At 57.3% G+C, this 25,605-nt stretch carries 21 protein-coding genes; 9 read left to right on the top strand and 12 right to left on the bottom strand.

The window, feature by feature from the left end; translation table 11 throughout:
- Positions 1-11: 11 nt before the first annotated feature.
- Positions 12-908, bottom strand: a complete 897-nt coding sequence (locus CKF42_RS04185; RefSeq protein ID WP_033736237.1) for a LysR family transcriptional regulator — start codon at positions 906-908, stop codon at positions 12-14.
- Between the two features lie 797 nt (positions 909-1,705).
- Between CKF42_RS04185 and CKF42_RS04180 the strand changes: the two genes are divergently transcribed.
- The gene (locus CKF42_RS04180; protein WP_233501023.1) at positions 1,706-1,852 is read left to right on the top strand and encodes a DNA polymerase III subunit theta; all 147 of its coding nucleotides are present in this window, start codon (positions 1,706-1,708) and stop codon (positions 1,850-1,852) included.
- A complete protein-coding gene (locus CKF42_RS04175) occupies positions 1,849-2,073 on the top strand; it encodes a hypothetical protein (RefSeq protein WP_111207594.1) in 225 nt (74 codons plus the stop codon). The genes CKF42_RS04180 and CKF42_RS04175 overlap by 4 nt, the downstream gene beginning before the upstream one ends.
- A gap of 80 nt (positions 2,074-2,153) precedes the next feature.
- On the opposite strand, the gene CKF42_RS04170 is transcribed toward CKF42_RS04175, so the two are convergent.
- The 3 genes from CKF42_RS04170 to CKF42_RS04160 form a co-directional block, all read right to left on the bottom strand.
- Entirely contained in the window at positions 2,154-2,876 is a 723-nt protein-coding gene (locus CKF42_RS04170; RefSeq protein WP_111207622.1) for a YoaK family protein, read from the bottom strand.
- Positions 2,877-3,043: 167 nt separating this feature from the next.
- Positions 3,044-4,588 carry a methyl-accepting chemotaxis protein gene (locus CKF42_RS04165; protein ID WP_009089998.1) on the bottom strand — a complete coding sequence of 515 codons (1,545 nt, stop codon included), beginning with the start codon at positions 4,586-4,588 and terminating at the stop codon, positions 3,044-3,046.
- Positions 4,589-4,749: 161 nt separating this feature from the next.
- Positions 4,750-6,336: a PTS transporter subunit EIIC gene (locus CKF42_RS04160; protein WP_111207593.1), complete on the bottom strand. Its 1,587-nt coding sequence runs from the start codon at positions 6,334-6,336 to the stop codon at positions 4,750-4,752.
- A 261-nt stretch (positions 6,337-6,597) separates the two neighbouring features.
- On the opposite strand from CKF42_RS04160, the gene CKF42_RS04155 reads away from it, so the two are divergent.
- The 5 genes from CKF42_RS04155 to pdeR all read left to right on the top strand — a co-directional run bounded on the left by CKF42_RS04155 (position 6,598) and on the right by pdeR (position 15,643).
- Complete coding sequence (locus CKF42_RS04155; protein WP_009089994.1) at positions 6,598-8,901, top strand: FdhF/YdeP family oxidoreductase; 2,304 nt, start codon at positions 6,598-6,600, stop codon at positions 8,899-8,901.
- A gap of 110 nt (positions 8,902-9,011) precedes the next feature.
- Positions 9,012-10,946, top strand: coding sequence for an exoribonuclease II (locus tag CKF42_RS04150; RefSeq protein ID WP_046101902.1), 1,935 nt, complete (start codon positions 9,012-9,014; stop codon positions 10,944-10,946).
- A 199-nt stretch (positions 10,947-11,145) separates the two neighbouring features.
- Positions 11,146-13,215: a carbon starvation CstA family protein gene (locus tag CKF42_RS04145; RefSeq protein WP_111207592.1), complete on the top strand. Its 2,070-nt coding sequence runs from the start codon at positions 11,146-11,148 to the stop codon at positions 13,213-13,215.
- On the top strand, positions 13,208-13,498 hold the full coding sequence (locus CKF42_RS04140; protein ID WP_111207591.1) for a YbdD/YjiX family protein: 291 nt from the start codon (positions 13,208-13,210) through the stop codon (positions 13,496-13,498). The genes CKF42_RS04145 and CKF42_RS04140 overlap by 8 nt, the downstream gene beginning before the upstream one ends.
- Positions 13,499-13,657: 159 nt before the next feature.
- Entirely contained in the window at positions 13,658-15,643 is a 1,986-nt protein-coding gene (gene pdeR / locus CKF42_RS04135; protein WP_009089987.1) for a cyclic di-GMP phosphodiesterase, read from the top strand.
- Positions 15,644-15,655: 12 nt separating this feature from the next.
- Here the strand turns inward: pdeR and CKF42_RS04130 are convergent, their stop codons facing one another.
- Both CKF42_RS04130 and araD read right to left on the bottom strand, forming a co-directional pair.
- On the bottom strand, positions 15,656-16,522 hold the full coding sequence (locus CKF42_RS04130; RefSeq protein ID WP_009089985.1) for a crotonase/enoyl-CoA hydratase family protein: 867 nt from the start codon (positions 16,520-16,522) through the stop codon (positions 15,656-15,658).
- Between the two features lie 357 nt (positions 16,523-16,879).
- Complete coding sequence (araD, locus tag CKF42_RS04125; protein ID WP_009089984.1) at positions 16,880-17,578, bottom strand: L-ribulose-5-phosphate 4-epimerase; 699 nt, start codon at positions 17,576-17,578, stop codon at positions 16,880-16,882.
- A gap of 347 nt (positions 17,579-17,925) precedes the next feature.
- Between araD and osmB the strand changes: the two genes are divergently transcribed.
- Entirely contained in the window at positions 17,926-18,141 is a 216-nt protein-coding gene (gene osmB / locus CKF42_RS04120) for an osmotically-inducible lipoprotein OsmB (RefSeq protein WP_003853848.1), read from the top strand.
- 77 nt (positions 18,142-18,218) lie between these two features.
- Here the strand turns inward: osmB and yciH are convergent, their stop codons facing one another.
- The 5 genes from yciH to pgpB all read right to left on the bottom strand — a co-directional run bounded on the left by yciH (position 18,219) and on the right by pgpB (position 21,836).
- A complete protein-coding gene (gene yciH, locus CKF42_RS04115; protein WP_009089980.1) occupies positions 18,219-18,542 on the bottom strand; it encodes a stress response translation initiation inhibitor YciH in 324 nt (107 codons plus the stop codon).
- Complete coding sequence (pyrF, locus tag CKF42_RS04110; protein ID WP_199559855.1) at positions 18,542-19,261, bottom strand: orotidine-5'-phosphate decarboxylase; 720 nt, start codon at positions 19,259-19,261, stop codon at positions 18,542-18,544. The genes yciH and pyrF overlap by 1 nt, the downstream gene beginning before the upstream one ends.
- A gap of 197 nt (positions 19,262-19,458) precedes the next feature.
- Positions 19,459-20,628 (bottom strand): lipopolysaccharide assembly protein LapB, encoded by a 1,170-nt coding sequence (gene lapB, locus CKF42_RS04105; RefSeq protein WP_111207590.1) that lies wholly within the window; start codon positions 20,626-20,628, stop codon positions 19,459-19,461.
- A gap of 6 nt (positions 20,629-20,634) precedes the next feature.
- Positions 20,635-20,943 (bottom strand): LapA family protein, encoded by a 309-nt coding sequence (locus CKF42_RS04100; RefSeq protein WP_046101909.1) that lies wholly within the window; start codon positions 20,941-20,943, stop codon positions 20,635-20,637.
- Positions 20,944-21,077: 134 nt separating this feature from the next.
- On the bottom strand, positions 21,078-21,836 hold the full coding sequence (pgpB, locus tag CKF42_RS04095) for a phosphatidylglycerophosphatase B (protein WP_009089974.1): 759 nt from the start codon (positions 21,834-21,836) through the stop codon (positions 21,078-21,080).
- 226 nt (positions 21,837-22,062) lie between these two features.
- Between pgpB and ribA the strand changes: the two genes are divergently transcribed.
- Entirely contained in the window at positions 22,063-22,656 is a 594-nt protein-coding gene (ribA, locus tag CKF42_RS04090) for a GTP cyclohydrolase II (RefSeq protein ID WP_033783243.1), read from the top strand.
- A gap of 243 nt (positions 22,657-22,899) precedes the next feature.
- Here ribA and acnA read toward each other — a convergent pair whose 3' ends face one another.
- On the bottom strand, positions 22,900-25,581 hold the full coding sequence (acnA, locus tag CKF42_RS04085; protein ID WP_009089971.1) for an aconitate hydratase AcnA: 2,682 nt from the start codon (positions 25,579-25,581) through the stop codon (positions 22,900-22,902).
- Positions 25,582-25,605: the final 24 nt, after the last annotated feature.

Here is a 25,605-nt window from a genome sequence, read left to right as displayed (position 1 = left end):
GCTGCCGCCGGTTACATCGGCAGCCGCGCGCGCGCTTCATCGAAAAAGTGCTGGGCCAGCGGGGTGGCACGGCCCGGCTCGGCGATAACCAGCGCCGCCTGACGTGCCATGGGTGGCAGCGTGATGGCGCGCTGCTGCAGCCCCTGAAGTGAAGCGGGCAACAGATGCCCCACTGGTGAAACCAGCAGCCCCAGCCCGACCTGGGCGCACTGCATCAGCTGCATGACGGACGCGCTCTCGACAATCACCCGTGGCACCAGTCCCGCCTCACGAAAGGCCATGTCGAGATAACGGCGAAAATAGCGGGTCGGCTCCGCCAGGCAGAGCGGCTGCTGCGCCAGATCCGACAGCGCCAGCGGCGTATCACCCACCAGCGCCGGGAAATGGTCAGGATGGAACACCGCTTCAACGCCGCGGTCCGCCAGCAGCTCGGTCTGAAAATGGAGTTCGCGCAGGGTCGCCATCTCAAAAAAGCCGATGCCGACATCCACGGTGTGACTGTTGAGCGCATCCAGCAGCTGATCAGCGCTCAGCACCGCGATGCGGTAGTCGAGTTGCGGATATCTCTCCTGGACCACTTTCAGCAGCAGCGGCAGGGCCATGCTGCACTGCGGAACCACTCCCACCCGCAGCGTGCCGTTTACCCCATGTTTCAGTGATTCGACTTCCAGCTTCAGCCCCTGATATACCGAAACGATTTCCCGCGCCCATGCCAGCACGCGATCGCCCTCTGGCGTAAATCCGGCGAAGTTATTACTGCGGTTAATCAGCGGCAGGCCCAGCTCGCGCTCCAGATTTTTCAGGCGCATAGAGAGTGTTGGCTGTGTAACGAAACTGGCTTCTGCTGCGCGCCCGAAATGGCGTTCGCGCTCCAGGTTACACAAATAAATCAGTTGTTTAATGTCGATTTTAATTACCAATCAATTAGTCAGGTGTTAATTAAATTTCCATCTGGTGTTTTACGTACTACGCGATGACCTAAATGAAATTTCACCTCAGATTTCTTTTCTTCTCACATCATACTATGCCTGTTGCAGGTGAGCTTCAAATTGTGGGTCGGTTTGACTTTAACACTGACAGAACTTCAGCTGTAACTTTACCCAACACGATAATGCCCTGTAGTCCATGAACCTGTGTATTAATAAACAGCTGTATCGATAGATGGATTTAAACAAGGCGAAACAGGAGGCACGGCTGGTGCTGAATTTGTGCACTACAGCGCGGGCGCAGCCTCATTTTACAAGGTGAACATACATAACGTGCTCACGCTTCGCTATTGCCATATTCATCACTATCTATTGGCCCGGAACACTGTATGGTGCGACTGTCAGCGAATGCTGATACTGAGATTTTTCCTTTTTGTCCCAATTCATGCCTGCGTAACGCGGGCTTTTTTGCGCTCTGATTTCGGTGGATAAACAACCATTAAAAGCGAGACGTAAGAGGTAAATTTTTTCTACGGCCTGGCGATACCTGGCCCGGTCGGCGGGTTTTTATAAGGTAGAGATATTTTGAATTAAGGTGTCGTATGACTTAATAGGATAATGTTGTTGCTGATTTGCAGAACTGGCTATGTCAGGGCGTATGCACTTAGCATCATCGAAGCCTGTTAATGACCTATTGACACAGGTTATTATCATGGGCACTTGCAAAGTTGTGCTGGAGACTTCCAATTGGTATGCAAATAAGACAAGGAGTGTATGATATGCCCGTTATCCCGCATGAAGTGGAGATGCAGCAGCCTGAGAGCCAGCGTGAATATTTCAGGCAGAGATTGCAGCATGACAGGAACGTCTCTCTACATTACCCTCGCGACACTGACGCGATCTATCAGAAAGAGGAAGGTAAGTGATCATCCTTTTCATTCCGTCCCTTATCAGCCTGCTTGTCTCTAAAGCCGAGGAGAAAGGCTCTCCTTTGACTAAAGAGGAGGTGTTGGCTATTCGTGATAATGCCACGGCTATTGTCACGGATGCTGAAGGAGTTTTAGCTGTGGCTGAGCGTCGCGGGTATCAGGATATCGACCCGGAACATTGCTGGGAGGAATGGCTGGACTTTAATAAGCAGGATTAAGGTTCACAACATGGGGCCGATGAGTTTTCTAAGGTGAGCGGCCCCGGCTTATCAGATTTTGCTCAGCAACTGCCGGGCCATCAGCTTGCCGTCTTTACCGGCCGGCGGAAAATGGCGTTCAGCGCCAGGCAGATCAGGCCGAACCCCACCAGCAGCAGAAAGTCGTAGCTGAGCAGCCTGTAGAGCCCTATTCCGGCTATACCGCCCGCCAGGAATGCGAGCAGCGTCAGCACATGCAGCCGCAGCCGGCTCAGGTAGAGCGGTGCCTCTTTCGGGGAGATTTTACGTCGCAGCACCTCAAACAGCATCGCCAGCTCAATCCCGATATCGGTCGCCGTGCCGGAGACATGGGTGGTACGGACGCGGGCGTCCGAAATCCGTGTCACCACCGCATTCTGCAGCCCCATCAGAAAGCTCAGGCTCAGGATTAACACCACGCCCGGCGACAGCGGCGGAAAGTGATTTTCTATCACCCCCAGTACCATCAGCGCAGCGCCTTCAGCCAGGATGACAAAGGCATAAATAGTGCGGATGTTTCTGCGGCGACCGGAATTGATAACCAGGGTGGAGAGCGCCGACCCGGCGATGAAGAGGATGACGATGGCGAGAAAAAAGAGGCCGGTTCCCGGATTCGCTTTTGCCAGATGATCGGAGAGCAGCGAGACATTGCCGGTCATGTTGGCAGAAAAGAAACCGACAATCTCAAAGGCGGCGGTGTTCAGCGCCCCCGCAGCGGCCGCCAGCGTACAGGCCAGACGGGTGTCGGCGCTGTGGCTGCGGGCACTTTCTGTACTGATTAGCATGACCACCACATATTCAGAGGAAAGCCTTATCATCCGCCGATTCCCGGCCGGCGACAAGGCGCTGAATCAAACTCTCCCGGCGCACTGACCTCAGGGCAAGCTGCCCGGATAACATGCCTTACCGGCAGCAGGTTTCGCGCGGCACTGGCGCCGCGCGGAACCGCCGGTTAATGGCTGGCGAGACGGAACGTGGATACCGACTGCGTCAGGTACTGCACCTGCTCTTCCAGCGAGGCTGAGGCTGCTGCAGACTCCTGCACCAGCGCCGAGTTCTGCTGCGTCACGCTGTCCATTTCGGTCACGGCCTGTTCAATCTGACCGATGCCGCGACTCTGCTCATCTGACGCGGTAGAAATATGCTCCATCAGCAGGTTAACCTGGCTCACCGAGGAGATAATCGCGCTCATCGCCTCACCCGTTCGGCTGACCTGATCAGAACCGGCGTGAATGATGGCGACCGATTCGGCAATCAGGCTCTCAATCTCTTTAGCAGCCGTGGCGCTGCGCTGCGCCAGGTTCCGGACTTCGCCCGCCACCACCGCAAAACCGCGCCCCTGCTCCCCGGCGCGGGCCGCTTCCACCGCTGCGTTCAGCGCCAGAATATTGGTCTGGAAAGCGATGCTGTCGATAACGGTGGTGATCTCTTCAATCTTCTTCGAGCTGGCGTTAATCAGCCCCATTGAGACCACCACTTCCTGCGACACTTTCTCACCACTTTCGGCATTTTTCACCGCTTCACTGGTCAGGCGGCAGGCTTCAAAGACGTTTTCGGTATTCTGTTTCACCGTTGCGCCCAGCTGCTCCATGCTGGCGGCGGTCTCGGTCAGCGCGGCAGCCTGCTGCTCGGTGCGTGAGGCGAGATCGATGTTGCCCGCAGCAATTTCCTGTGATGCGGTGGAGACGGATCGGGTCGAGTCACGAACCTGCAGAATGATAGAGGTCAGCGCGCTGCGCATCTGCTCCAGCGAGCCCATCAGCAGCTGAATTTCACTGCGGGAGTTCGCCCTGACCGGGACGCTGCTGTCCAGCACGCCCGCCGCAATCAGCCTGCAGTGTTCCTGCGCATCATTCAGCGGAGAGAGCACGTAGCGCTTCATGAAGATATAGATCGCGATGATGATGGCAAAAAAGAGCACGCCAAACAGTCCCAGCAGGGTAATGCCGGTGGTGAAATGACTCTGCGCATCACTGTTGAGTTTTCTGGCGTAGGTTTCATGCTGCGCCAGCACCCGATCCAGAATAATTTCATACTGGCGATCCAGACGCACCACGGTGGCAATCTGGTTTTTGAATCGCAGCTGGTCGTGCGCTTCTGCTGCCTCAATTAACGGCTGCAGGCCCTGCTGGCGATAGGCCTGATAGGCCTGACGATAGGCTTCCGCTTCAGCCTCTTCGCCCGGCAGACGCGGCGCGTTCATATAGGCTTCAAACGCCGCATCCGCCTTACCGGCAACGGTGCGAACGCTGTCCAGCGTGGCCGGGTTATTCGCCTCACTGCCCTCGATCGACTTCATGTACTCCATCAGACGGACACGCAGCGTACGGCTGTGGTTGATAGGGTCGATCACCGACAGCACAACGCGGATCTCTTTGTTAACCGCATTCAGGGAGTGATTGCTCTGAACAAGCAGCCAGGTACTGATTGCCACGCTGGTAAGAAACAGCGCCAGCAGGAAAGAAAAAATAATCAGGGAGGACTTTTTTAACGACATCGCTACGTTCCGGAAATTGGGAGGATGAGTGGCTATATCGGCAAAAAAAAGCAGCCCATTAGGGCTGAACTTTTTTTAGTTACAATAAGCGGAGCGGCAGCGTGCAGCCTTTCTCCCCCTTTCCGGCAGACCGCCCGCTGATGACCCGAAACAGGCTGTCGCTAAGCTACGCCTAGCGCCCGCTTTACCTCACTGGCGACTTTCTCGACCTGCGGCCCGTAAATTACCTGAACATCATGCTCGCTGACGCGATTGACGCCGTTGGCACCGGTGCTCATCAGCGTCTGATCCACCACCTGATTCATCTCTCTGACCCGGACCCGCAGTCGGGTAAAGCAGCAATCGACATCCTCGATATTGGCCTGCCCGCCCAGCCCGCTGATAATCACCTGAGTGCGCTCATCCGCAGCGACCTGCTGCGGTTTCTCCTCTTCCGATTCCCGGCCCGGCGTTTCGACATGCATCCGGGTGATTACCAGCCGGAAAGCGTAGTAGTAGAGCGGCGCGTAGATGGCCCCCAGCGCCAGTGTCCACCACCAGTGCGTTTTCGCCCCACCCAGCATGCCGAACACCACCAGGTCGATGATGCCGCCCTGCACATTGCCAATCATCAGGTGCAGCATCGACATCAGCATGAAGGAGAGACCGGTCAGGAAGGCGTGCAGGAGATAGAGTACCGGCGAGACAAAAATAAAGCAGAACTCGAGCGGTTCCGTAATACCGGTCGTGAACGAGGTCAGCGCGCCCGCCATCACCAGCGCTTTGACCCGCTGTTTATGCTCTGGCCGTGCGGTGTGATAGATCGCCAGGGCAGCGGCGGGCAGGCCAAACATCATGACCGGAATTTTGCCCTGCGCCAGAAACTGCGTGGCGGTGCGCAGCGTCGCATCCGGGATCGACCCCGGATGGGTCAGCGACGCGTTGAAGATGTTGAGCGCACCGACAATGGTCTGGCCATCGACCACGGCCATACCGCCGATCGGGGTGAAGCGGACGGTTTCGTTGAGGATGTGGTGCAGGCCGGTGGGGATCAGAATGCGTTCAAATGCCCCCAGCAGGAACGCGCCATACTGGCCACTTTTGCCGATCATCGCGCCGATCCAGGCGATTCCCTGGCCGACGGTCGGCCAGACCAGCGCCAGCAGTACCCCCACCAGCGGCAGGCAGACGACGGTGACGATTGGCACAAAACGCCGCCCGCCAAAAAAACTGATCGCGGTGGGCAGTTGCTGGGTGTAAAAGCGGTTGTGCAGCGCGACCGTTATCAGCCCGGCAATCACCCCACCCAGCACGCTCATGTTGTAGGTAAAGACCCCCAGCATGCTGATATATTCCGCCGAGGTCATCATCGCCGTCGTCTGATCCATCCCCGCCTGCTGCAGAGCGGCCGGTGTGGTGGTGGCGGCCGTGATCCCTTTGGCCGCCAGGGTGGCGCTGATGCCGACATTCATCACGATGTAGCCAATCACCGCAGCAAACGCGGCCGTGGGCTTCTCCGCTGTTGCCAGCCCGATAGCACTCGCCACGGCAAAGAAGAGCGGCAGGTTTGTAAACAGCGCACCGGCGATCTTGCGGATAAAGCCGATGATGACCTGCGGCACCGCCATCTGAACAAACGCCTCACCGGTCACCGCCGGGTTCTGCATCGCCGCCGCCAGCCCGAGAAAGATCCCTGCGGCGGCGATCACTGAGATTGGCATCATTAGCGCTTTGCCGAACGCGTGGATCTGGCTGGTCAGCTGTTTCATGGTGTCGCGCCCTCTCTGATGATAAACAGCAAGTATTAGCCCGTTACCGGGAGAACTCCCGTTATCAGCGCGTTAAAACTGGGTAAAATCTGACCAGCATCACACTTCTGGCCGATGCACGATAAACGCCAGCTATCGCACCATTATGTCAATCAATTAGACAAGGTATGACGATAATTGCACACTCCCCTTCACCATCAGGCTATAACCTGATAACAATCATCAAACAATTATTCCTACTATAAAAAGCCTGCACTCAATATGAAATTTAAACGCCAAATCAAACCCTACCGCGCGGCTGCGGGCGGCTGGGGTTCACTGGAAGCCACCACGCGTTTCGTTCTTGACAGCAAAGCGGCACTGAAAAATATGCGCAACCTGATGCGCATGAACAAAGCACGCGGTTTTGACTGTCCGGGCTGCGCCTGGGGTGATGACAATAAAAGTACCTTCAGCTTCTGCGAAAACGGCGCCAAAGCGGTGACCTGGGAAGCGACACGCCGGGTGGTTGATACCGACTTTTTCGCCCGCCACAGCGTAACCACCCTCTACACCCAGAGTGACTACTTCCTGGAATATCAGGGTCGTCTGACGCATCCGCTGCGCTACAACGCCGAAACTGACCACTATGAGCCAATCAGCTGGGACGACGCCTTTGCGCTGATCGCGCAGCACATTAAGGCGATGGACAATCCGGATCAGATGGAGCTTTACACCTCCGGTCGCGCCAGCAATGAAGCCTCCTGGCTCTATCAGCTGTTTGGTCGCCTGGTGGGCACCAATAACTTTCCTGACTGCTCCAATATGTGTCACGAAGCCAGCGGCACCGGGCTGAAGCGCAGCATTGGCGTCGGGAAAGGCACCATTCGTCTGGACGATTTTGACCATGCGGATGCGATTTTTGTCTTTGGTCAGAACCCCGGCACCAACCATCCGCGCATGCTGCACAGCCTGCGTCACGCTGCCGACCACGGCGCAAAAATCGTGACCTTCAATACCCTGCGCGAACGCGGTCTGGAACGCTTTGCCGATCCACAGAAACCGCTGGAAGTGGTGACCTCTAAAGCCGGCACCATCAGCTCCTCCTACTACCAGCCGAATCTGGGCGGAGATATGGCCGCCGTGCGCGGCATGGTGAAATCCCTGCTGGAAACCCACCGTGCCCGCCTGGCGGCAGGTGAAAGCGGCCTGTTCGATCAGACCTTTATCAATGCCAAAACCAACGGCATTGAGGCCTACCTCGACGCCGTAGACAACACCAGCTGGATGCAGATTGTGGCGCAGTCGGGCCTGACGCAGGCGCAAATCCGTGAAGCGGCGGCTATCTATCAGAGCGCTGACCGGGTGATCTGCACCTGGGCGATGGGGATCACCCAGCACAAGCATTCGGTAGACACGGTGCGTGAAATCACCAACCTGCAGCTGCTGTTTGGCCAGCTGGGCAAAAAAGGCGCAGGCCTCTGCCCGGTGCGCGGTCACAGTAACGTGCAGGGCAACCGGACGATGGGCATTGATGAAAAACCGACGCAGGCGTTCCTGGATGCGCTGGGCAACCATTTTGGTTTCGAGCCACCGCGTGCCGCGGGCCACAACACCGTTGAAGCGCTGAATGCCATGCTGCGTGATGAAGTTAAAGTGCTGATTGCGCTGGGTGGCAACCTGGCCGCGGCGGCGCCCGATTCACCGCGCACGGAAGAGGCGTTATCGCGCTGTGGTCTGACCGTACACATCAGCACCAAGCTGAACCGCAGCCACCTGGTGCCAGGTCATGAAGGGCTGATTCTGCCGACCCTGGGCCGCACGGAACGTGACCGCCAGGCGACCGGCAATCAGTTCATTACCGTCGAAGACTCGTTCAGCATGGTGCACGCCTCCGAAGGGATCGGCATTCCGCTGGCGGAGACGCAGCGCTCTGAAACGGCCATCGTCGCCGGGATCGCGCAGGCGGTGCTGGGTGATGACAAAGTGAAGTGGCGCGACCTGGCGGGTGACTACAACCTGATCCGCGACCATATCGCCGCGACCATTCCGGGCTTTGCCGACTTTAACGCGAAATGCGATATTCCTGGCGGGTTCTACCTGGGCAATGCCGCTGCGGAGTTACGCTTCAATACGCCGAGCCAGAAAGCGGAATTTAATGCGTCGATGCTGCCGGACTCGCTGTTCCCGGCGCTGGAGCAGGCGGTGCCGTTTACCCTGCAGACCCTGCGTTCACACGACCAGTACAACACCACCATCTACGGCCTCGATGACCGTTATCGTGGCGTGTTTGGTCAGCGCGAAGTGGTGTTTATCAATCCGGACGATATGGCGGATCTGGGCTTTACCGAAGGCCAGAATGTCGATATCGAAACGCTGTGGAATGATGGCATCACCCGTCGCGTCAGCGGTTTCAAACTGGTTCCTTATAATATTCCGCGCGGAAATCTGGCGGCCTATTATCCGGAAACCAACCCGCTGGTGCCGCTGAACAGCTTTGGTGATGGCAGCGGTACACCGACCTCCAAATCGGTGCCCGTGAAGCTGGAACTCTCCCTGGCACAGGCCGATCAGCGCATCGCCTGATCGCCTGTCAGCCCCTATGAAAAGCCGGTTCGTCCGGCTTTTTGCCTTGCCGCGCGGCGTCGATTCGCGTAAAACTGTCAGCCGCATTCAGGCCACGAAACGTAAAAATTATGTTCCAGGATAACCCGCTGCTCGCGCAGCTGAAAGAGAAGCTCCATTCACAGACACCACGTGCAGAAGGCGTGGTAAAAGGCACCGAAAAAGGCTTCGGCTTTCTGGAAGTCGATGCGCAGAAAAGTTACTTCATTCCGCCTCCGCAGATGAAGAAAGTGATGCATGGCGATCGTATCGTCGCCGTGATCCACACCGATAAAGACCGCGAAAGTGCTGAACCGGAAACCCTGGTTGAGCCGTTCCTGAGCCGTTTTGTCGGCCGGGTACAGAAGAAAGACGATCGCCTGTCGATCGTGCCGGACCATCCCCTGCTGAAAGAGGCTATCCCGTGCCGCCCGGCGCGCGATGTCAGCCATGAGTTTGAGAATGGCGACTGGGCTGTCGCTGAAATGCGTCGTCATCCTCTGAAAGGCGACCGCGGTTTTTACGCCGAAATCACCGACTTTATCGTCAAAGCGGATGACCATCTGGCGCCGTGGTGGGTGACGCTGTCGCGTCACAACCTTGAGCGTGAAGCGCCGGATGTCAGCTTTGGCGAGATGATGGATGAGAATCTGACGCGCGAAGATCTGACCGCGCTCAATTTTGTCACCATCGACAGCGCCAGCACCCAGGATATGGATGATGCGCTTTATGTGGAAGCGCAGGCGGATGGCTCACTCTCCCTGACCATCGCTATCGCCGACCCGACCGCTTATGTTGCGGAAGGCAGTCAGCTGGATAAGCTGGCAGCGAAGCGCGCCTTCACCAACTACCTGCCGGGCTTTAACATCCCGATGCTGCCGCGCGAACTCTCTGATGATGTCTGCTCGCTGCGTCCGAATGTCCGCCGTCCGGCGCTGGCCTGCCGCGTCACCGTGGCCGCCGATGGCAGCCTGGCGGATGATGTCACCTTCTTTGCGGCCTGGATCGAGTCCAAAGCCAAGCTGGCTTATGATGACGTTTCTGACTGGCTGGAAAACAGCGGCAGCTGGCAGCCGGACAGTGACGCGATTGCAGAACAGATTCGTCTGCTGCATCGCCTCTGCCAGGCGCGCAGCGAGTGGCGTCAGACCCACGCGCTGGTGTTCAAAGATCGTCCTGACTACCGCTTCCTGCTGGGAGAAAAAGGTGAAGTGCTTGAGATCGTCGCGGAACCGCGTCGCATCGCTAACCGCATCGTTGAAGAGGCGATGATTCTGGCAAACATCTGTGCGGCGAAGGTGCTGCGTGACCGTCTCGGCTTTGGTATTTACAACGTCCATGCCGGTTTCGATGCCACCAATGCTGAACAGGCCGCCGCAGTGCTGGCGAATCACGGCATCACCGTGGATGCTCAGGCGATTACTACCCTGGAAGGCTTCCGCGTACTGCGTCGTGAACTCGATGCCCAGCCGACGCCATTCCTTGACAGCCGCATCCGTCGCTTCCAGACCTTTGCCGAGATCAGCACCGAGCCGGGCCCGCACTTCGGGCTGGGACTGGAGGCGTACGCTACCTGGACCTCACCCATCCGTAAGTTTGGCGACATGATCAACCATCGCCTGCTGAAAGCGATTATCCGTGGCGAGACGATCGCCCGTCCGGACGATGCCGTGACGGTCACGATGAGCGAGCGCCGTCGTCTGAACCGCATGGCCGAGCGTGATGTGGGTGACTGGCTCTACGCCCGTTATCTTGCGCCGTTTGCCGGCACCGATCGTCGCTTCAGCGCCGAGATCATCGACGTGTCACGCGGCGGTATGCGTGTTCGTCTGCTGGAGTATGGCGCGGTGGCCTTTATCCCTGCTCCGTTCATTCACGCGGTGCGTGATGAGATGGTCTGCAGCCAGGAGAATGGCAGCGTTCAGATTAAAGGCGAGGTGGTTTACCGTGTGACTGACGTGATTGATGTCACCATCGCCGAAGTCCGCATGGAAACCCGCAGCGTCGTGGCGCGTCCCGCCGTCTGAGTTCCGGCTGACTTATGCCATCTGGCGGGATAACTTTGGTTATCCCGCCCGTTCCCGCCCCCGTTCAGGTTGCAAACAGGTTATATTTGTACCCCGCTTCACACTTCTCCACTGATTAACTTTCACTTACATTCCATTACATTAAGTTTAACTCGTTGTTTTCGATCGCCTTCCTCTCGATCCCTACAAGGAGTTAGTCATGAAAAACGTCAAAACCAGCGCGATCTGGTTAGTGGTGGCGTTAATCGGCGCAGGCGCTTTTGCCATGCTGGCCCTCAGCCGCGGCGAACACGTCAACGCAGTCTGGCTGGTGATAGCCGCTGTCGCCTGTTACAGCATCGCGTATCGTTTCTACAGCCTGTTTATTGCCCGTAATATCTTCGAGCTGGACGATCGCCGGATGACCCCGGCCGAGCGGCTGAGCGACGGGCTGGATTATGTCCCGACCAATAAATGGGTGCTGTTCGGTCATCACTTTGCGGCGATTGCCGGTGCCGGCCCCCTGGTCGGGCCGATTCTGGCGGCGCAGATGGGCTTTCTGCCCGGTACTATCTGGATCCTTGTGGGAGTAATGCTGGCGGGCGCGGTTCAGGATTTCCTGATCCTGTTTATCTCAACCCGCCGGGATGGTCGTTCGCTGGGTGAGATGGCCCGTCAGGAGCTCGGCGCGTTTGCCGGTGTGGTGACCATGCTCGGCGCGCTGGGCGTGATGATCATTATCCTGTCGGCGCTGGCGCTGGTGGTGGTGAAGGCGCTGGCTAACAGTCCGTGGGGGCTGTTTACGATAGCCGCCACCATTCCTATTGCGCTGTTTATGGGTCTCTACATGCGCTTTATCCGTCCGGGTAAAATCGCGGAGGTATCGCTGATTGGCTTTGTGCTGATGATGGCGGCGATTATCTATGGCGGCGATGTGGCGCAACACCCCTACTGGGGCCCCTTCTTCACCCTGAAAGGCACCACGCTGACCTGGGTGCTGGTCATCTACGGCTTTATCGCCTCAGTGCTGCCGGTCTGGCTGCTGCTGGCACCGCGTGACTATCTCTCGACCTTTCTCAAAATCGGCGTGATTGTCGGCCTGGCGGTGGGCATTGTCTTTGCCATGCCGGAGATGAAAATGCCGGCGGTGACCCGCTTTATCGACGGCACCGGCCCGGTCTTCTCCGGGGCGATGTTCCCCTTCCTGTTTATTACCATCGCCTGTGGCGCGATCTCAGGCTTCCATGCGCTGGTGTCCAGCGGCACCACGCCTAAACTGGTGGAGCGCGAAAGCCATATCCGCTTTATTGGCTACGGCGCGATGCTGATGGAATCTTTTGTGGCCATTATGGCGCTGATCTGCGCCTCGGTGCTGGACCCCGGCGTCTACTTTGCCATGAACTCGCCAGCGGCGCTGATTGGTACCACCGTGGAGAGCGCCTCACAGGTGATTAACGGCTGGGGCTTTGTGGTGACGCCTGAAATGCTGAGCGGCATCGCCCGTGACGTGGGCGAAGGTTCAATTCTGTCGCGCGCCGGCGGTGCGCCAACCTTCGCCGTGGGGATGGCCCATATCATCACCGAGATCTTTAACAGCCGGGCGATGATGGCGTTCTGGTACCACTTCGCCATCCTGTTTGAAGCGCTGTTTATCCTGACTGCGGTCGATGCCGGCACCCGCGCCTGCCGTTTTATGGTGCAGGATCTCGTGGGCACCGTGGTGCCTTCCATGGCGAACAACCGTTCCTGGCTGGGTAATATGGCGGGCACCACCGTCGCCGTTGCGGGCTGGGGCTTCTTTGTTTATCAGGGCGTGGTGGATCCACTGGGCGGCATTAATACGCTCTGGCCACTGTTCGGTATCGGTAATCAGATGCTGGCGTCGATGGCGTTGATCCTCGGCACCGTCGTGCTGTTCAAGATGAAAAAGCAGCGCTACGCCTGGGTCACCATCCTGCCCACCGTCTGGCTGTTTATCACCTCCATGACCGCAGGCTGGCAGAAAATCTTTCATGAGAAACCCGCTATCGGCTTCCTGGCGCAGGCCAGCAAGTTCCGCAAAGGCGTGGAGGACGGCGTGATCATCGCCCCGGCAAAAAGCGTGGCGGACATGCAGACCATCGTGTTCAGCAATCAGATCAACGCGGCGCTGTGTGCCTTTTTTATGCTGGTGGCCGTGACGATGCTGATCGCCGCGTTCTTTGTTATCCGCAAGGCGCTGCGCAGTGACACGCCAACCACCCATGAGTCATCGGTGGCGCTGCGTAACAAGGAGGTGCGCCATGTCTGATGCGATTCATCAGTTCCAGCGGCCGCAGGGGAAATGGCAGATTATCGGCTGTCATCCCCTTACCGCCTCTGCTCCTGTCGCGTTCAGCTGGCGCGGCTTCTGGCGCGGCCTGCAGCAGTGCTTTCGCTTAATGGTCGGGGTACAGGATTATGAAAACTATCTGCAGCATATGCGGCAGCATCATCCTGGCCAGCCGACAATGAACGAGCGCGATTTCCACCGTTACTGTCTGGATGCGCGCTTCCCGAGTCAGGCGGGAAAACTGGGGAAATGTCCCTGCTGATCATCGCTTAATGCCCCGCACCGTCGGGGCTTTTTTGTGCCATTCTTATCTGGATGGAAAAATATATTTGGTTTGCATCTTGTGCTGGCGTCAGATGATGAATACTGTTGCTAAAATAATGAGATAACGCCTGCAGAGCACTTCCCGGAGGAAGTTTCCATGACCGATGAACAAGGGCAAACCTTGTTGTACACCCTGTTTGGTACAACCAGCCCTCATTGGCGTCTGACCGCGGACAGCGATGCGCTACATTTTGCTGAAGATGAGTCGTCACAGACCAATATCGCCCTGCCGCTGACCCCCGGCCAGGCCGCGATGATTCGCGCGATGCCCGTCATCACGTCAAGCATTAACCTGACCATGACCTTACAAGGCATTGATGTGCCTATGCATTTTGTCGGGCGTAAAGTGAACCAGGCATCCTGGGCTGGCACCGCCTCCGCCTGGGGCGACACCTCGGCGGTTGCACGCGATTTAACGCTGGGACTCTCTTTCGCCGAACAGGTGGTTTCTGAAGCCAATTCGGTGATTGTCATCCTCGACCAGCGCGGCAATATTCAGCGTTTTAACCGCCTCAGTGAAGAATATACCGGCCTGAATGAGCATGAGGTGATTGGCCGCAACGTCTTCCAGCTCTTTATGACCAAACAGGAAGCGTCCCAGTCGCGCCGCAACATCGCGGGCTTCTTTCGCGACGGCAACTCCTATGAGGTCGAACGCTGGGTCAAAACCCGCAAAGGCCAGCGACTCTTTCTGTTTCGTAATAAGTTTGTTCACAGCGGCAGTGGCAAAAATGAAATTTTCCTCATCTGTTCCGGGACCGACATCACCGAGGAGCGTCGGGCTCAGGAACGGCTCCGGGTACTGGCTAACACCGATACGGTGACCGGTTTACCCAATCGTAACGCCATCCATCAACAGATTAGCCTGGCGCTGGAGCGTTCCGGGGGAGATGAGACCGGTGTGGTTTACCTGGATCTCGATAATTTCAAGAAAGTGAATGACGCCTACGGCCATATGTTTGGCGACCAGCTCCTGCAGGCGGTGTCGCTGGCGATCCTGAGCTGTCTGGGCAAAGATCAGACGCTGGGCCGGCTGGGCGGTGACGAGTTTGTGGTGCTGGCCGAGCACACCAGCCAGGCCGCGCTGGAGGCGATGGCCTCACGCATTCTGGAGCGGCTGCGTCAGCCGTTCCGTATCGGCCTGATCGAAGTCTACAGCGGCTGCTCAATCGGCATCGCGTTCGCGCCGCTGCATGGCGAAGATCGTGAAAGCCTGATTCGTAATGCGGATACCGCGATGTATCACGCCAAAGAGAACGGTCGCGGCAAATTCTGCGTTTTTGCCGCCGAGATGAACCAGCGGGTTTTTGAATACCTCTGGCTGGACACCAATCTGCGCAAGGCGCTGGAACTCGACCACTTGCTGGTCTACTACCAGCCCAAAATCGACAGCGATGGCGAAGTCCGCAGTGCGGAAGCCCTGGTTCGCTGGAACTCACCGGAACGGGGCCTGGTCTCGCCGGCCGATTTCATTCCCTATGCCGAAGAGTCGGGACTGATTGTGCCGCTGGGCCGCTGGGTGATGCTCAACGTGCTGAAGCAGATCATTGCCTGGCGCCAGGAGGGCATTTTTCTGCGCGTCGCCGTGAACGTCTCAGCCCGCCAGCTGATCGATCAAAGCATCTACACCGACCTGAAACAGGCGCTGCATGAGGCGGGGCTTACCGACTGCCCCATCGACATCGAGCTGACTGAAAGCTGCCTGATTGAGAATGAGACCGAGGCGCTGAAGCTGATGAAGCAGTTTCAGGATCTGGGCGCGAAGATTCATCTTGATGACTTCGGCACCGGTTACTCCTCGCTGTCGCAGCTGGCCCGTGTGCCGATTAATGCCATCAAGCTCGATCAGAGCTTTATCCGCAATATTAGTACGCAGCCGGTTTCCCAGTCGCTGGTGCGCGCCATCGTCGCCGTTGCCAAAGCGCTCGATTTGCAGGTCATCGCGGAAGGCATTGAAACCCCGGATGAAGAGTCGTTTGTTCTCAAAAGTGGTGTGGATGGGCGTCAGGGTTACTACTACGCAAAACCAATGCCCGCGGAGCAATTTGGGCATTGGCTGGCTAAGCATCCTGCCCGCGTTTAACGCTGAGTCCGGTTATCCCGCTTTACGCAGTGATGCGCTGTGGCGGTTTTGTAACTGAACCAGGCGTTCCATGTAAGCAATGTCTTTAGGTTCGAGCGTAAAGGCGTAATCGACCCAATCCTCGGTAATATCCATCAGCTCGGCGCGTGACAACTGCAGCACGCGCTGACGCGCTTTCAGCATCGCCCGCACGCCATTCAGCTTCGGCCGTAAGGTATCGATAAAGGTGCGGGTAGCACGGTAGCTGTCGCCCGGCTGGAAGACTTTGTCCACCAGACCGCGCGTTTCATACCACTCTGCACTGTGGGACTCCCCTTCACAGATTAACTCCTCGGCCAGTTTCATGCCGGAGCGACGTGCCACCAGCGAGTAACCGCCCATGCCAGGGAACAGGTTAAAGGCGATTTCCGGGAACCCCATCCGCGCATTGTTTTGCGCCAGAATGAAGTGATGCGCCAGCGCCGCTTCGAATCCTCCGCCCAGGGCACTTCCCTCGATCATCGCCAGCGTTACCGCCCCCGTATCAAATCCGCGCGCCGCCGAGTGGATGCAGTCCACGCAGGCACGGGCATAGGCCCGCAGCGCCTCACGGCGGTTATTGCGGATGCACTCGACGAAAAAGCGCAGATCGCCACCGGCGTTGAACATCTGCGGCACCAGTGACCCGGTGACCCAGAAATCGATGGGCAGACCAGAACGCTGTGCGGCGTAGCTCAGATTCATGATCTCCTCAATCAGTTCATGGTTGAAACTCGGGCGCGGCTGCGCACGCAGCATCATCCACATCGTCCGACGCCCTTCTTCGTAATAGGCGACTAACTGCGTGGTGTTGCCGGCTTCGGTAAATAATCTGCAAGTGGGTTGGTTAATTACTGTCATTGTCTCATCCTCTGTTTATATTTGATGCGTTTAATACGCGACATCAGCGTAATGCAGAGTGAGGCCAGACCAAATGAGAGATTGATTTACAACACAAAATCCAGAGTGATCCCTGACAGGCTCGTCAGAAATAGATTAGGCACGTTACACATTGTCAGCATGCGGTCAGGCAGCACCAGGCCGATGCTTAACGCGCACTGAATAGATAAAGCGGACCGGCGTGCAGTCATCCGGCAGTCGTCTTAAAAAGGGGTGGCCGCAGGTTTCGTCTATTGAAAAGTCAGAAAAAAACAGAACAGAGAACGTGCCACCCGGCGTAAAGCCGATAAAAAAAAGGACGCCGAAGCGTCCTGATGATTATTTCTGCCCGTACCAGGCATTTTCGCCGTGCTTTCGCAGGTAGTGAAGGTCAAGCAGCGGTTGCTGGATGGGCGGCAGGTTTGCCGTCAGCTGCTGGCTGAATAAGCCCATGTAGGCCACCTCCTCCAGCACGACGGCGCTGTGGACAGCCGCGTGGGCATCCTTCCCCCAGGCAAACGGGCCATGCGAGTTGACCAGCACCGCCGGAATCGCGGAGGGAGACAGGCCACGCTGCGCAAAGGTCTCGATAATCACCTCTCCGGTGTTCCACTCATAATCGTGCTGAATCTCTTCGCTGCGCATGGAGCGGGTACAGGGGATCTCTCCGTAGAAATCATCGGCATGGGTGGTTCCCCAGGCGGGAATCGGTCGTCCTGCCTGCGCCCAGATCGTCGCATGCCGTGAATGGGTATGGACGATGCCACCCACCTCTGGCCAGGCGAGATAGAGCGCCCGGTGCGTCGCGGTGTCCGATGAGGGACGCTTGTCGCCCTCCACCACTTCGCCCGTCGTGAGATCGACCACGACCATGTCGTCGCGCTTCATGACCTCGTAGCGCACGCCGGAGGGTTTAATCACCAGCAGGCCCTGTTCGCGGTCAATCGCGCTGACATTGCCCCAGGTGAAGGTCACCAGGTTGTATTTGGGTAGATCCAGATTCGCTTCCAGAACCTGTTGTTTAAGGTGTTCCAGCATGCCTCTTCTCCTGCTGACAATCGTCCCTGAATTTTGCGGAGTTGGCCGCCAAAGGGTTATGGAGCGATTAGCTATAAACGCAGAAGGAATGGCTGTGAATGCAAAAATGTGCCGTGATTTAAGAATTTTCTATCTTCGGAATTTCCGCAGAACGATTAAAATTCTCTCCGGCAATGCATGGACCTGTTGGGACAGCATGGCTACTCATCCGCTACAAACGGTTTGTCCATGGTGATCACATTTCGATGCCGTCACGGACGCGGCAATGATGCGGCACAAGCGGGCTGAGTCAATATCGGAGCTATACTAAGAGTGTTGCCTCTGTGAGCACATCAAAGGAGAAGTGTATGACAACAACAATGAAACGAATCACTGCCGTTGTACTGGCGACCACCTTAGCCGTCGCACTGAGCGGCTGCTCTAACTGGTCCAAACGTGACCGTAACACCGCGATTGGCGCGGGTGCGGGTGCAATTGGGGGTTCAGTTCTGACCAATGGTAGCGCACTCGGAACAGTCGGCGGCGCCGCCGTGGGTGGTATTATCGGTCATCAGGTCCACTAAGGACCTTATTAAAACTATAATCGGCTACGCTAAGCATCTGCGTTACAATCGGGCTACGTCTGTAGCCCGATTTTTTATCAGCCGCCCGCCAGTTTCACCTTCATGCCTTTGGCTTCCAGCAGACTTTTCAGCAGATCGCGTTTATCGCCCTGAATCTCGATCACACCCTCTTTAACGGATCCGCCACAGCCGCACTTCTTTTTCAGCTCCGCCGCCAGCAGTGCCAGTGCCGCATCATCCAGGTCAATCCCGCTAATCAGGCAGACCCCTTTGCCTTTACGGCCGCTGGTCTGACGCTGGATGCGCACAATGCCATCCCCTTTGGGGCGTTCCGCTTTCGGCTGCGGCTGGGTAATTCGGCCGCTGTCGGTTGAGTAAACCAGTGGATTATCATTGGCCATTAGCGTATCTCCAGAGAGTGCAGAATTGCCTGCAGTGCGGCAGCCGGATCGGCCGCCTGGGTAATCGGACGACCAATAACCATATAGTCCACGCCTGCCTGCTTCGCCTGCTGAGGCGTCATGATGCGGCGCTGATCGCCTGCCTCACTGCCTGCCGGACGAATCCCCGGCGTGACCAGCGCGAAGTCGTTGCCCATCACTTCTTTAAAGCGAACGGCTTCCTGCGCGGAGCAGACGACGCCATCCAGCCCGCAGGCGTGAGTCAGTTTCGCCAGTCGCTCCGCCTGCTCAGCCGGCGAGAGCGTGATGCCCAGCCCTTTCAGATCGTCGGCATCCATGCTGGTCAGAACGGTGACCGCAATCAGCAAGGGGGCATCGTTGCCATAAGGAACCAGCGCTTCACGCGCCGCATTCATCATCCGCGCCCCGCCGCTGGCGTGGACGTTGACCATCCAGACACCGAGATCGGCCGCAGCCGCCACAGCATGCGCGGTAGTGTTAGGAATATCGTGAAATTTCAGGTCGAGGAAGATCTCAAAGCCGCGCTGCTGCAGGGTTCTGACTAGCGACGGGCCAAACAGCGTAAACATCTCTTTGCCCACCTTCAGGCGGCAACTGCGGGGGTCGATCTGGTCGACAAAACGCAATGCGCTGTCGAGGTCATGATAATCCAGCGCTACCAGAATCGGCGAGGCGGTCACGTGGTGGGGTGAAGGCATGGCATTTCCTCTGCAGTAGGCACCCGCAGGCGCAATAGACAAACGGCAAGCATTCTACCTGCGGCTCCGGAGCATCACAATCGCCGTGCCCCTCTGCCAGGCAATAAATGCACGGCTGCCTGTCCCCGGCGTCAGTTCACCCCTATAGTATGTTGTAACTACAATGCGCTGATAAGCACCGGACAGCGTCGGCCGGATTACTGGCCGTCGAGTCCCCGGATAGGCTTAACGGAAGACCAGGTGCGGCAGGATGGGCAGTGCCAGTAGAGCGCATGAGCGGTAAAACCACACTTCTGGCAGCGATAGCGCGGCTTGGTTCGAATCTGTTCACCCACCATGTCACGCAACACCATCAGGCTCTCTTTGGCACGGCCATCTTCGGCTTCAAGCAGGTTGAGATCCATCAGGCGATGGAACACCCGCATGGTGGGATGACGCTGCAACTGACGACTGATGTAGTTCTGGGCCGCCTCTGAACCCTGCTGCTGCTCAACAATATCGGAGAGATAGAGCTCCGCTGCCGCACCGGTGTTCTCATCGACGCAGCGCTGCAGAAACGCCGCCCAGGTTTCAGGCTGGTTGAGTCGCTGGTAGCAGGTTTCCAGCATCGCCAGTGTTTCACTGACCAGCTCTTTATCCTGATCCAGCACCCGCTGCAGATGCCCCACCGCACGGGCGAAATCCTCTTTTTCCATCAGGATACGGCCCATCATGATGGAGATGCGGGCACTGTTGCGATCGGCCGCCTCCCCTTTCTTCAGCAGGCTTATGGCACGATCCAGGTCGTCGCTGCTCATCGCCTGCAACGCCAGTTCACAGTAGAAATGAGCGATTTCGCCTTTCTGTTTCTCTTTGCCGAGCTTAACCAGCCGCTCTGCCACTTCAATCGCCTGCTGCCAGTCGCTGGTGGCCTGATGGATTAACAGCAGCTGCTGCAACGCCCCCACCCGAAAGTCGGTTTCATCGGTAAGCTGTTTAAACATATCTTCGGCACGGTCGTACAGGCCTGCCGCCATGTAGTCCCGGCCCAGTTGCTGCACGGCAAGCAGACGCTGCTCGTAGCTCAGAGAGGCACTTTCCATTAAAGCCTGATGGATTCGGATGGCGCGGTCTACTTCGCCACGCGACCGGAACAGATTGCCCAGTGTGAGGTGTGCTTCTACGGTGCCGCTGTCCTCTTTCAGCATATCCAGAAAGAGGTCGACCGCTTTGTCCTGCTGGTTGGAAAGCAGGAAGTTTACGCCAGCAACATATTCACGCGAGAGTCTGTTGGCTTCCTGTTGCTTATCCTGATGCGCGCTGCGGCGGCCCATATACCAGCCATACGCAGCCGCAACCGGCAGTAACAGAAACAGCAATTCATGCATCGGGGATTATTCCCGGCCGGCCGGAGAGGATGGCGTGGTCGCCAGCGCGGTGCTCTGTTCAATCTGCGTCTGCATACGCCTGATTTTACGGTTGGCATTCGCCAGTGCGACGCGGGTACGTAACCAGAACAGGCCGCAGATGACCCAGCCGAGGACAAACCCTGCGCCAAACAGTGATGCCAGTAAGGTCGAGATGCTGAACTCACCCTGCGCCAGCAGATAGTTAAAAGTAATGACCTGGTCGTTATGCGCGCCTAAGGTGACGGAAACAATGAAAATGACCAGTACCACTAAAAAAATCAGCAAATATTTCACAGTGCGTCCTGTTGTGAGGTTGTCAGGTAGAATTATGCCAAAACTACAGCAAAAATGCTGCTCCCAGCAGCATTGGCCGAGTCGCTTTTGCGCAAGACCGATCAATAATATGGGGTCTTAGCGGGGAATTACAATCAGGGCTCCCGCTGTGCCACCTCTTTTTGCTCTTCAGGTGGCAGCGTGAGCGGGCCGCAGACGCGCTGGGCCAGCCAGGTCGCCAGGGTCACCAGTATCCAGGAGATCACGGTGGCCATCGCCAGATCGCGAGGCCAGTGCATGCCGAGTAGCATCCGGCTCGCCATGACGCCCGTGGCCCAGAGAAAGATCACCACTACTGTTTTATAGTGACGGCGCGGCCAGAGCAGCCCTAAGGCCAGCAGCGCCCAGCTGGCCGCAAACATCGTATGGCCTGATGGAAAGGCAAAACCGGTTTCAAAAGCCCAGTGCCGTTTCAGCCAGCCGGGTATCTGCGTCTCATCGGCGATCAGCGACGTTACCATCTCACCACGCTGTTTGCGCTTCAGTTCATAAAAGGTTTTTTCATCCAGTCCGTGATGCTGTTCCAGCCAGATGACATAGGGACGCGGCTCCTGGATCTGCTCTTTGATGAAAGATTTGGTGTACTGCCCCGCCAGAATAGTGGCGTTCATGATCAGCAGCAGCAGGATCGCCGGCTTCAGGCGAAAGCGCAGGCACCAGAGCATCCAGGCGCTCAGCAGCACGCTGGTGACAATGCCCCACGGGCTGGTGACCGTTTCGGTCATGAAGAACAGCGTTTTCAGCAGGGCGTTACTTTCGCCGGGTTGCCAGCGCCAGCCGCTAAGCCAGACGGTAACGGGCATGATTAGCAGCAGCAGCATTCCCAGGGTGGTACGGCGCGAAATCTTAAACATCTCTTCCCTTATCCCGGTGTCAGGTCACAAAGCATGCATAACTTTAGCTTAAAAAAGAATAACATACCTGTTGCAGATTGGATAATTGTGCTTTATCAATGCAATTGGTATGAGAGATTACCAGCCCGACTCAGGGTTGTGGCACAATATTGCACGTTTGTCAGGCCACACTGGCCTGTGCACTATCATGATGATAGTGCATCCTCTGAAGGTTCTGGAGAGTCACATGCAGCTTAAACGGGTGGCAGAAGCCAAACTGCCCACGCCATGGGGAGATTTCCTGATGGTTGGTTTTGAAGAACTGGCAACCGGACATGACCATGTTGCCCTGGTCTTTGGCGATATCAACGATAATGAGCCGGTACTGGCGCGCGTTCACTCCGAATGCCTGACTGGCGACGCACTCTTCAGCCTGCGTTGCGACTGCGGTTTTCAGCTGGAAGCCGCCCTTAACGCCATCGCAGAAGAGGGTCGCGGCGTCCTGCTCTATCATCGTCAGGAAGGCCGTAATATCGGTCTGCTGAATAAGATCCGCGCCTATGCGCTGCAGGATAAAGGTTACGATACTGTCGAGGCGAACCATCAGCTTGGCTTTGCCGCTGATGAGCGCGACTTTACCCTGTGTGCCGACATGTTCAAACTGCTGGGCGTGAATGAAGTGCGCCTGCTGACCAACAACCCACGCAAAGTGGAGATCCTCAGCGAAGCCGGGATCAATATCGTGGAGCGTGTGCCGCTGGTTGTCGGTCGTAACCCGAAAAATGCGCACTATCTCGACACTAAAGCCGAGAAGATGGGACATCTGCTGCCAAAGTCGTAAGGACTGAGTGCGCTGACGAAGCCACATCCGGGCGAGCCTGACCGCCATGGCTAACGTAAAGCGCAGGGAAGACGGTCAGAAGAGGAAAGCGTCCCGCGCCAGGGACGGCGCGGGCCGAGCGGCCATGGATGGCTTAAGCGACTTTCCGATCTGACCGTCTTCCCTGTGCCGCTCCGGTCTTACAGCAGACTGGAACTTGCTCTTCAGCAAATTAAAGCCGGGTTTCCCCGGCTTTTTTGTCACTCAGTTCAGCATGTTGCGAATCACGTAATGCAGGATGCCGTCGTTGCGGTAATAGGTCAGCTCATTACCGGTGTCGATGCGACAGCGGGTATCCAGCTCTTCCTTGCTGCCATCGGCGCGGGTCAGTGTCACTTTAACGCTGCAGCCTGGCGTCAGGGCCTGCAGATTTTCCACGTCGATGCGCTCTTCGCCCGTCAGTCCCAGGCTTTTGCGGGTCACGCCCTGCGGGAATTCCAGTGGCAGGATACCCATACCAATCAGATTTGAACGGTGAATACGTTCAAACGATTCAGCAATGACGACCCTGACCCCCTGCAGACGCGGCCCTTTTGCCGCCCAGTCGCGGCTTGAACCGGAGCCATACTCTTTGCCGGCGATCACGGCCAGCGGGACACCGTCCGCCTGATACTTCATCGCCGCATCATAGATGGCCAGCTGTTCGCCACTCGGATAGTGTCGGGTATAACCGCCCTCCACACCCGGCACCATCTCGTTGCGGATACGGATATTGGCAAAGGTACCGCGCATCATTACCTCATGATTACCGCGCCGCGAACCATAGGAGTTAAAGTCGGTGCGCTCCACGCCGTGAGAGAGCAGATAGCGTCCGGCCGGACTCTCCGCTTTGATGCTGCCCGCTGGCGAGATATGGTCAGTGGTAACGGAATCACCCAGCACGGCAAGGATCCGCGCGCCGCGGATATCCTGCACCGGCTTCGGCTCTTTCTCCATATCATCAAAGAAAGGCGACAGCCGGATATAGGTTGACCCTTCGTCCCAGTCGTAAGTCGCCGCCTCGCTGACTTTGATCTGTTGCCACTCCGGCGTGCCGTCGAAGACTTCAGCGTACTCTTTATGGAACATATCGCTGGTGACCTGCTGCACCGCCGTGGCAATTTCTTCCGGGGTCGGCCAGATATCTTTCAGGTAGACCGGCTGGCCCTGCTGATCCTTGCCCAGCGGTTCCGTCTGCAGGTTGATCTTCATATTACCCGCCAGTGCATACGCCACCACCAGCGGCGGTGACGCCAGCCAGTTGGTTTTGATCAGCGGATGAATGCGGCCTTCAAAGTTGCGGTTACCGGAGAGGACAGCCCCGACGGTTAGATCGCCTGCTTTGATAGCGGACTCGATTTCATCTTTCAGCGGCCCGGAGTTGCCAATACAGGTGGTGCAGCCATAGCCGACCAGGTTGAAGCCCAGCTTATCCAGCCACGGGGTCAGCTGTGCCACGGCCAGATAGTCTGACACCACTTTAGAACCGGGAGCCAGGGAAGCTTTGACCCACGGCTGACGTTTCAGGCCGCGCTCAACCGCTTTCTTCGCCAGTAAACCGGCCGCCATCAACACGCTGGGGTTAGAGGTGTTGGTACAGGAGGTGATTGCACTGATTACCACGGCACCGTCGGAGAGGGTATGTGTCAGCCCGGTATCACTGTCGGTATAGGTGACATTTTTATGGGGTTTCTGCGCCTGGTTCACTTCCAGCTCGTTGCTGGCATCAAACGCGGCAGGCACATCTCCCAGCGACACCCGATCCTGCGGACGTTTGGGTCCGGCGAGGCTGGACTCCACGTCGTTCATATCCAGCGCCAGAGAGCTGGTAAAGCGCGGCTCATCCCCGGCATGACGCCACAGGCCCTGCGCTTTGGCATAGGCCTCCACCAGCGCGACCTGCTCAGCATCACGCCCCGTCAGCGTCATGTAGCTCAGGGTGACATCATCCACCGGGAAGAATCCGCAGGTTGCACCATATTCGGGTGCCATATTGGCAATGGTGGCGCGGTCAGCCAGGGGCAGATCGGCCAGGCCATCGCCATAGAACTCAACAAATTTGCCGACCACACCGTGCTTACGCAGCATCTGGGTCACGGTCAGGACCAGGTCGGTTGCCGTGATGCCGGCACGCAGTTTGCCGGTCAGCTTAAACCCAACCACATCCGGGATCAGCATAGAAACCGGCTGACCGAGCATGGCCGCTTCGGCCTCTATCCCCCCTACTCCCCATCCCAGCACGCCCAGCGCGTTGATCATGGTGGTGTGGGAGTCCGTACCGACCAGCGTATCGGGCCAGGCATACTCTTCACCGTTCAGGGTCTCATGCCAGATTGCCTTGCCGAGATACTCCAGGTTCACCTGGTGACAGATACCGGTGCCCGGCGGCACGACGCGGAATTTATCGAACGCTTTTTGCCCCCAGCGGAGAAAGACGTAGCGTTCATGGTTACGCTCCATCTCCAGCCGGACGTTCTCTTCAAACGCATCATCGTCGCCAAAATGGTCAACCGTCACGGAGTGGTCGATCACCAGATCGACCGGCGACAAGGGGTTCACCTTCGCGACGTCGCCGCCCAGCCGGTTCACCGCTTCGCGCATGGCGGCCAGGTCAACGACGGCCGGCACGCCGGTAAAATCCTGCATCAGAACACGGGCTGGCCGGTAGGCAATTTCGCGATCGGCATGCGCCTCTTTTTGCCAGTCAACCAGCGCCTGGATATCCTCCGCGGTGACGGAGTCGCCATCCTGCCAGCGCAGCAGGTTTTCCAGCAGAACTTTGAGCGATTTCGGCAGGTTATCGATATTGCCGAGGTGTTGAGCAGCGCGGGGAAGACTGAAGATATGATATTTTTTGCTGTCGACCTGCAGTATTTCCTGACTCTGCTCGCGTAGGGTAGACGACATAGCTCCTCCTTTCATTCATGGTCT

This window comes from Pantoea sp. ARC270 (assembly GCF_003236725.1).
GTDB lineage: Bacteria > Pseudomonadota > Gammaproteobacteria > Enterobacterales > Enterobacteriaceae > Pantoea > Pantoea anthophila.
This window is presented reverse-complemented; position numbering and strand designations above follow the sequence as displayed.

Excerpts from the sequence above, each read along its gene's own strand:
- osmB (WP_003853848.1), top strand. The coding sequence starts at position 17,926 with ATGACAACAACAATGAAACGAATCACTGCCGTTGTACTGGCGACCACC.
- CKF42_RS04160 (WP_111207593.1), bottom strand. The coding sequence starts at position 6,336 with ATGAAACAGCTGACCAGCCAGATCCACGCGTTCGGCAAAGCGCTAATG.
- yciH (WP_009089980.1), bottom strand. The coding sequence starts at position 18,542 with ATGGCCAATGATAATCCACTGGTTTACTCAACCGACAGCGGCCGAATT.
- CKF42_RS04140 (WP_111207591.1), top strand. The coding sequence starts at position 13,208 with ATGTCTGATGCGATTCATCAGTTCCAGCGGCCGCAGGGGAAATGGCAG.
- acnA (WP_009089971.1), bottom strand. The coding sequence starts at position 25,581 with ATGTCGTCTACCCTACGCGAGCAGAGTCAGGAAATACTGCAGGTCGAC.
- CKF42_RS04170 (WP_111207622.1), bottom strand. The coding sequence starts at position 2,876 with ATGCTAATCAGTACAGAAAGTGCCCGCAGCCACAGCGCCGACACCCGT.
- CKF42_RS04155 (WP_009089994.1), top strand. The coding sequence starts at position 6,598 with ATGAAATTTAAACGCCAAATCAAACCCTACCGCGCGGCTGCGGGCGGC.
- CKF42_RS04150 (WP_046101902.1), top strand. The coding sequence starts at position 9,012 with ATGTTCCAGGATAACCCGCTGCTCGCGCAGCTGAAAGAGAAGCTCCAT.
- CKF42_RS04130 (WP_009089985.1), bottom strand. The coding sequence starts at position 16,522 with ATGACAGTAATTAACCAACCCACTTGCAGATTATTTACCGAAGCCGGC.
- CKF42_RS04165 (WP_009089998.1), bottom strand. The coding sequence starts at position 4,588 with ATGTCGTTAAAAAAGTCCTCCCTGATTATTTTTTCTTTCCTGCTGGCG.
- araD (WP_009089984.1), bottom strand. The coding sequence starts at position 17,578 with ATGCTGGAACACCTTAAACAACAGGTTCTGGAAGCGAATCTGGATCTA.
- pdeR (WP_009089987.1), top strand. The coding sequence starts at position 13,658 with ATGACCGATGAACAAGGGCAAACCTTGTTGTACACCCTGTTTGGTACA.
- pgpB (WP_009089974.1), bottom strand. The coding sequence starts at position 21,836 with ATGTTTAAGATTTCGCGCCGTACCACCCTGGGAATGCTGCTGCTGCTA.
- lapB (WP_111207590.1), bottom strand. The coding sequence starts at position 20,628 with ATGCATGAATTGCTGTTTCTGTTACTGCCGGTTGCGGCTGCGTATGGC.
- pyrF (WP_199559855.1), bottom strand. The coding sequence starts at position 19,261 with ATGCCTTCACCCCACCACGTGACCGCCTCGCCGATTCTGGTAGCGCTG.
- CKF42_RS04145 (WP_111207592.1), top strand. The coding sequence starts at position 11,146 with ATGAAAAACGTCAAAACCAGCGCGATCTGGTTAGTGGTGGCGTTAATC.
- ribA (WP_033783243.1), top strand. The coding sequence starts at position 22,063 with ATGCAGCTTAAACGGGTGGCAGAAGCCAAACTGCCCACGCCATGGGGA.
- CKF42_RS04180 (WP_233501023.1), top strand. The coding sequence starts at position 1,706 with ATGCCCGTTATCCCGCATGAAGTGGAGATGCAGCAGCCTGAGAGCCAG.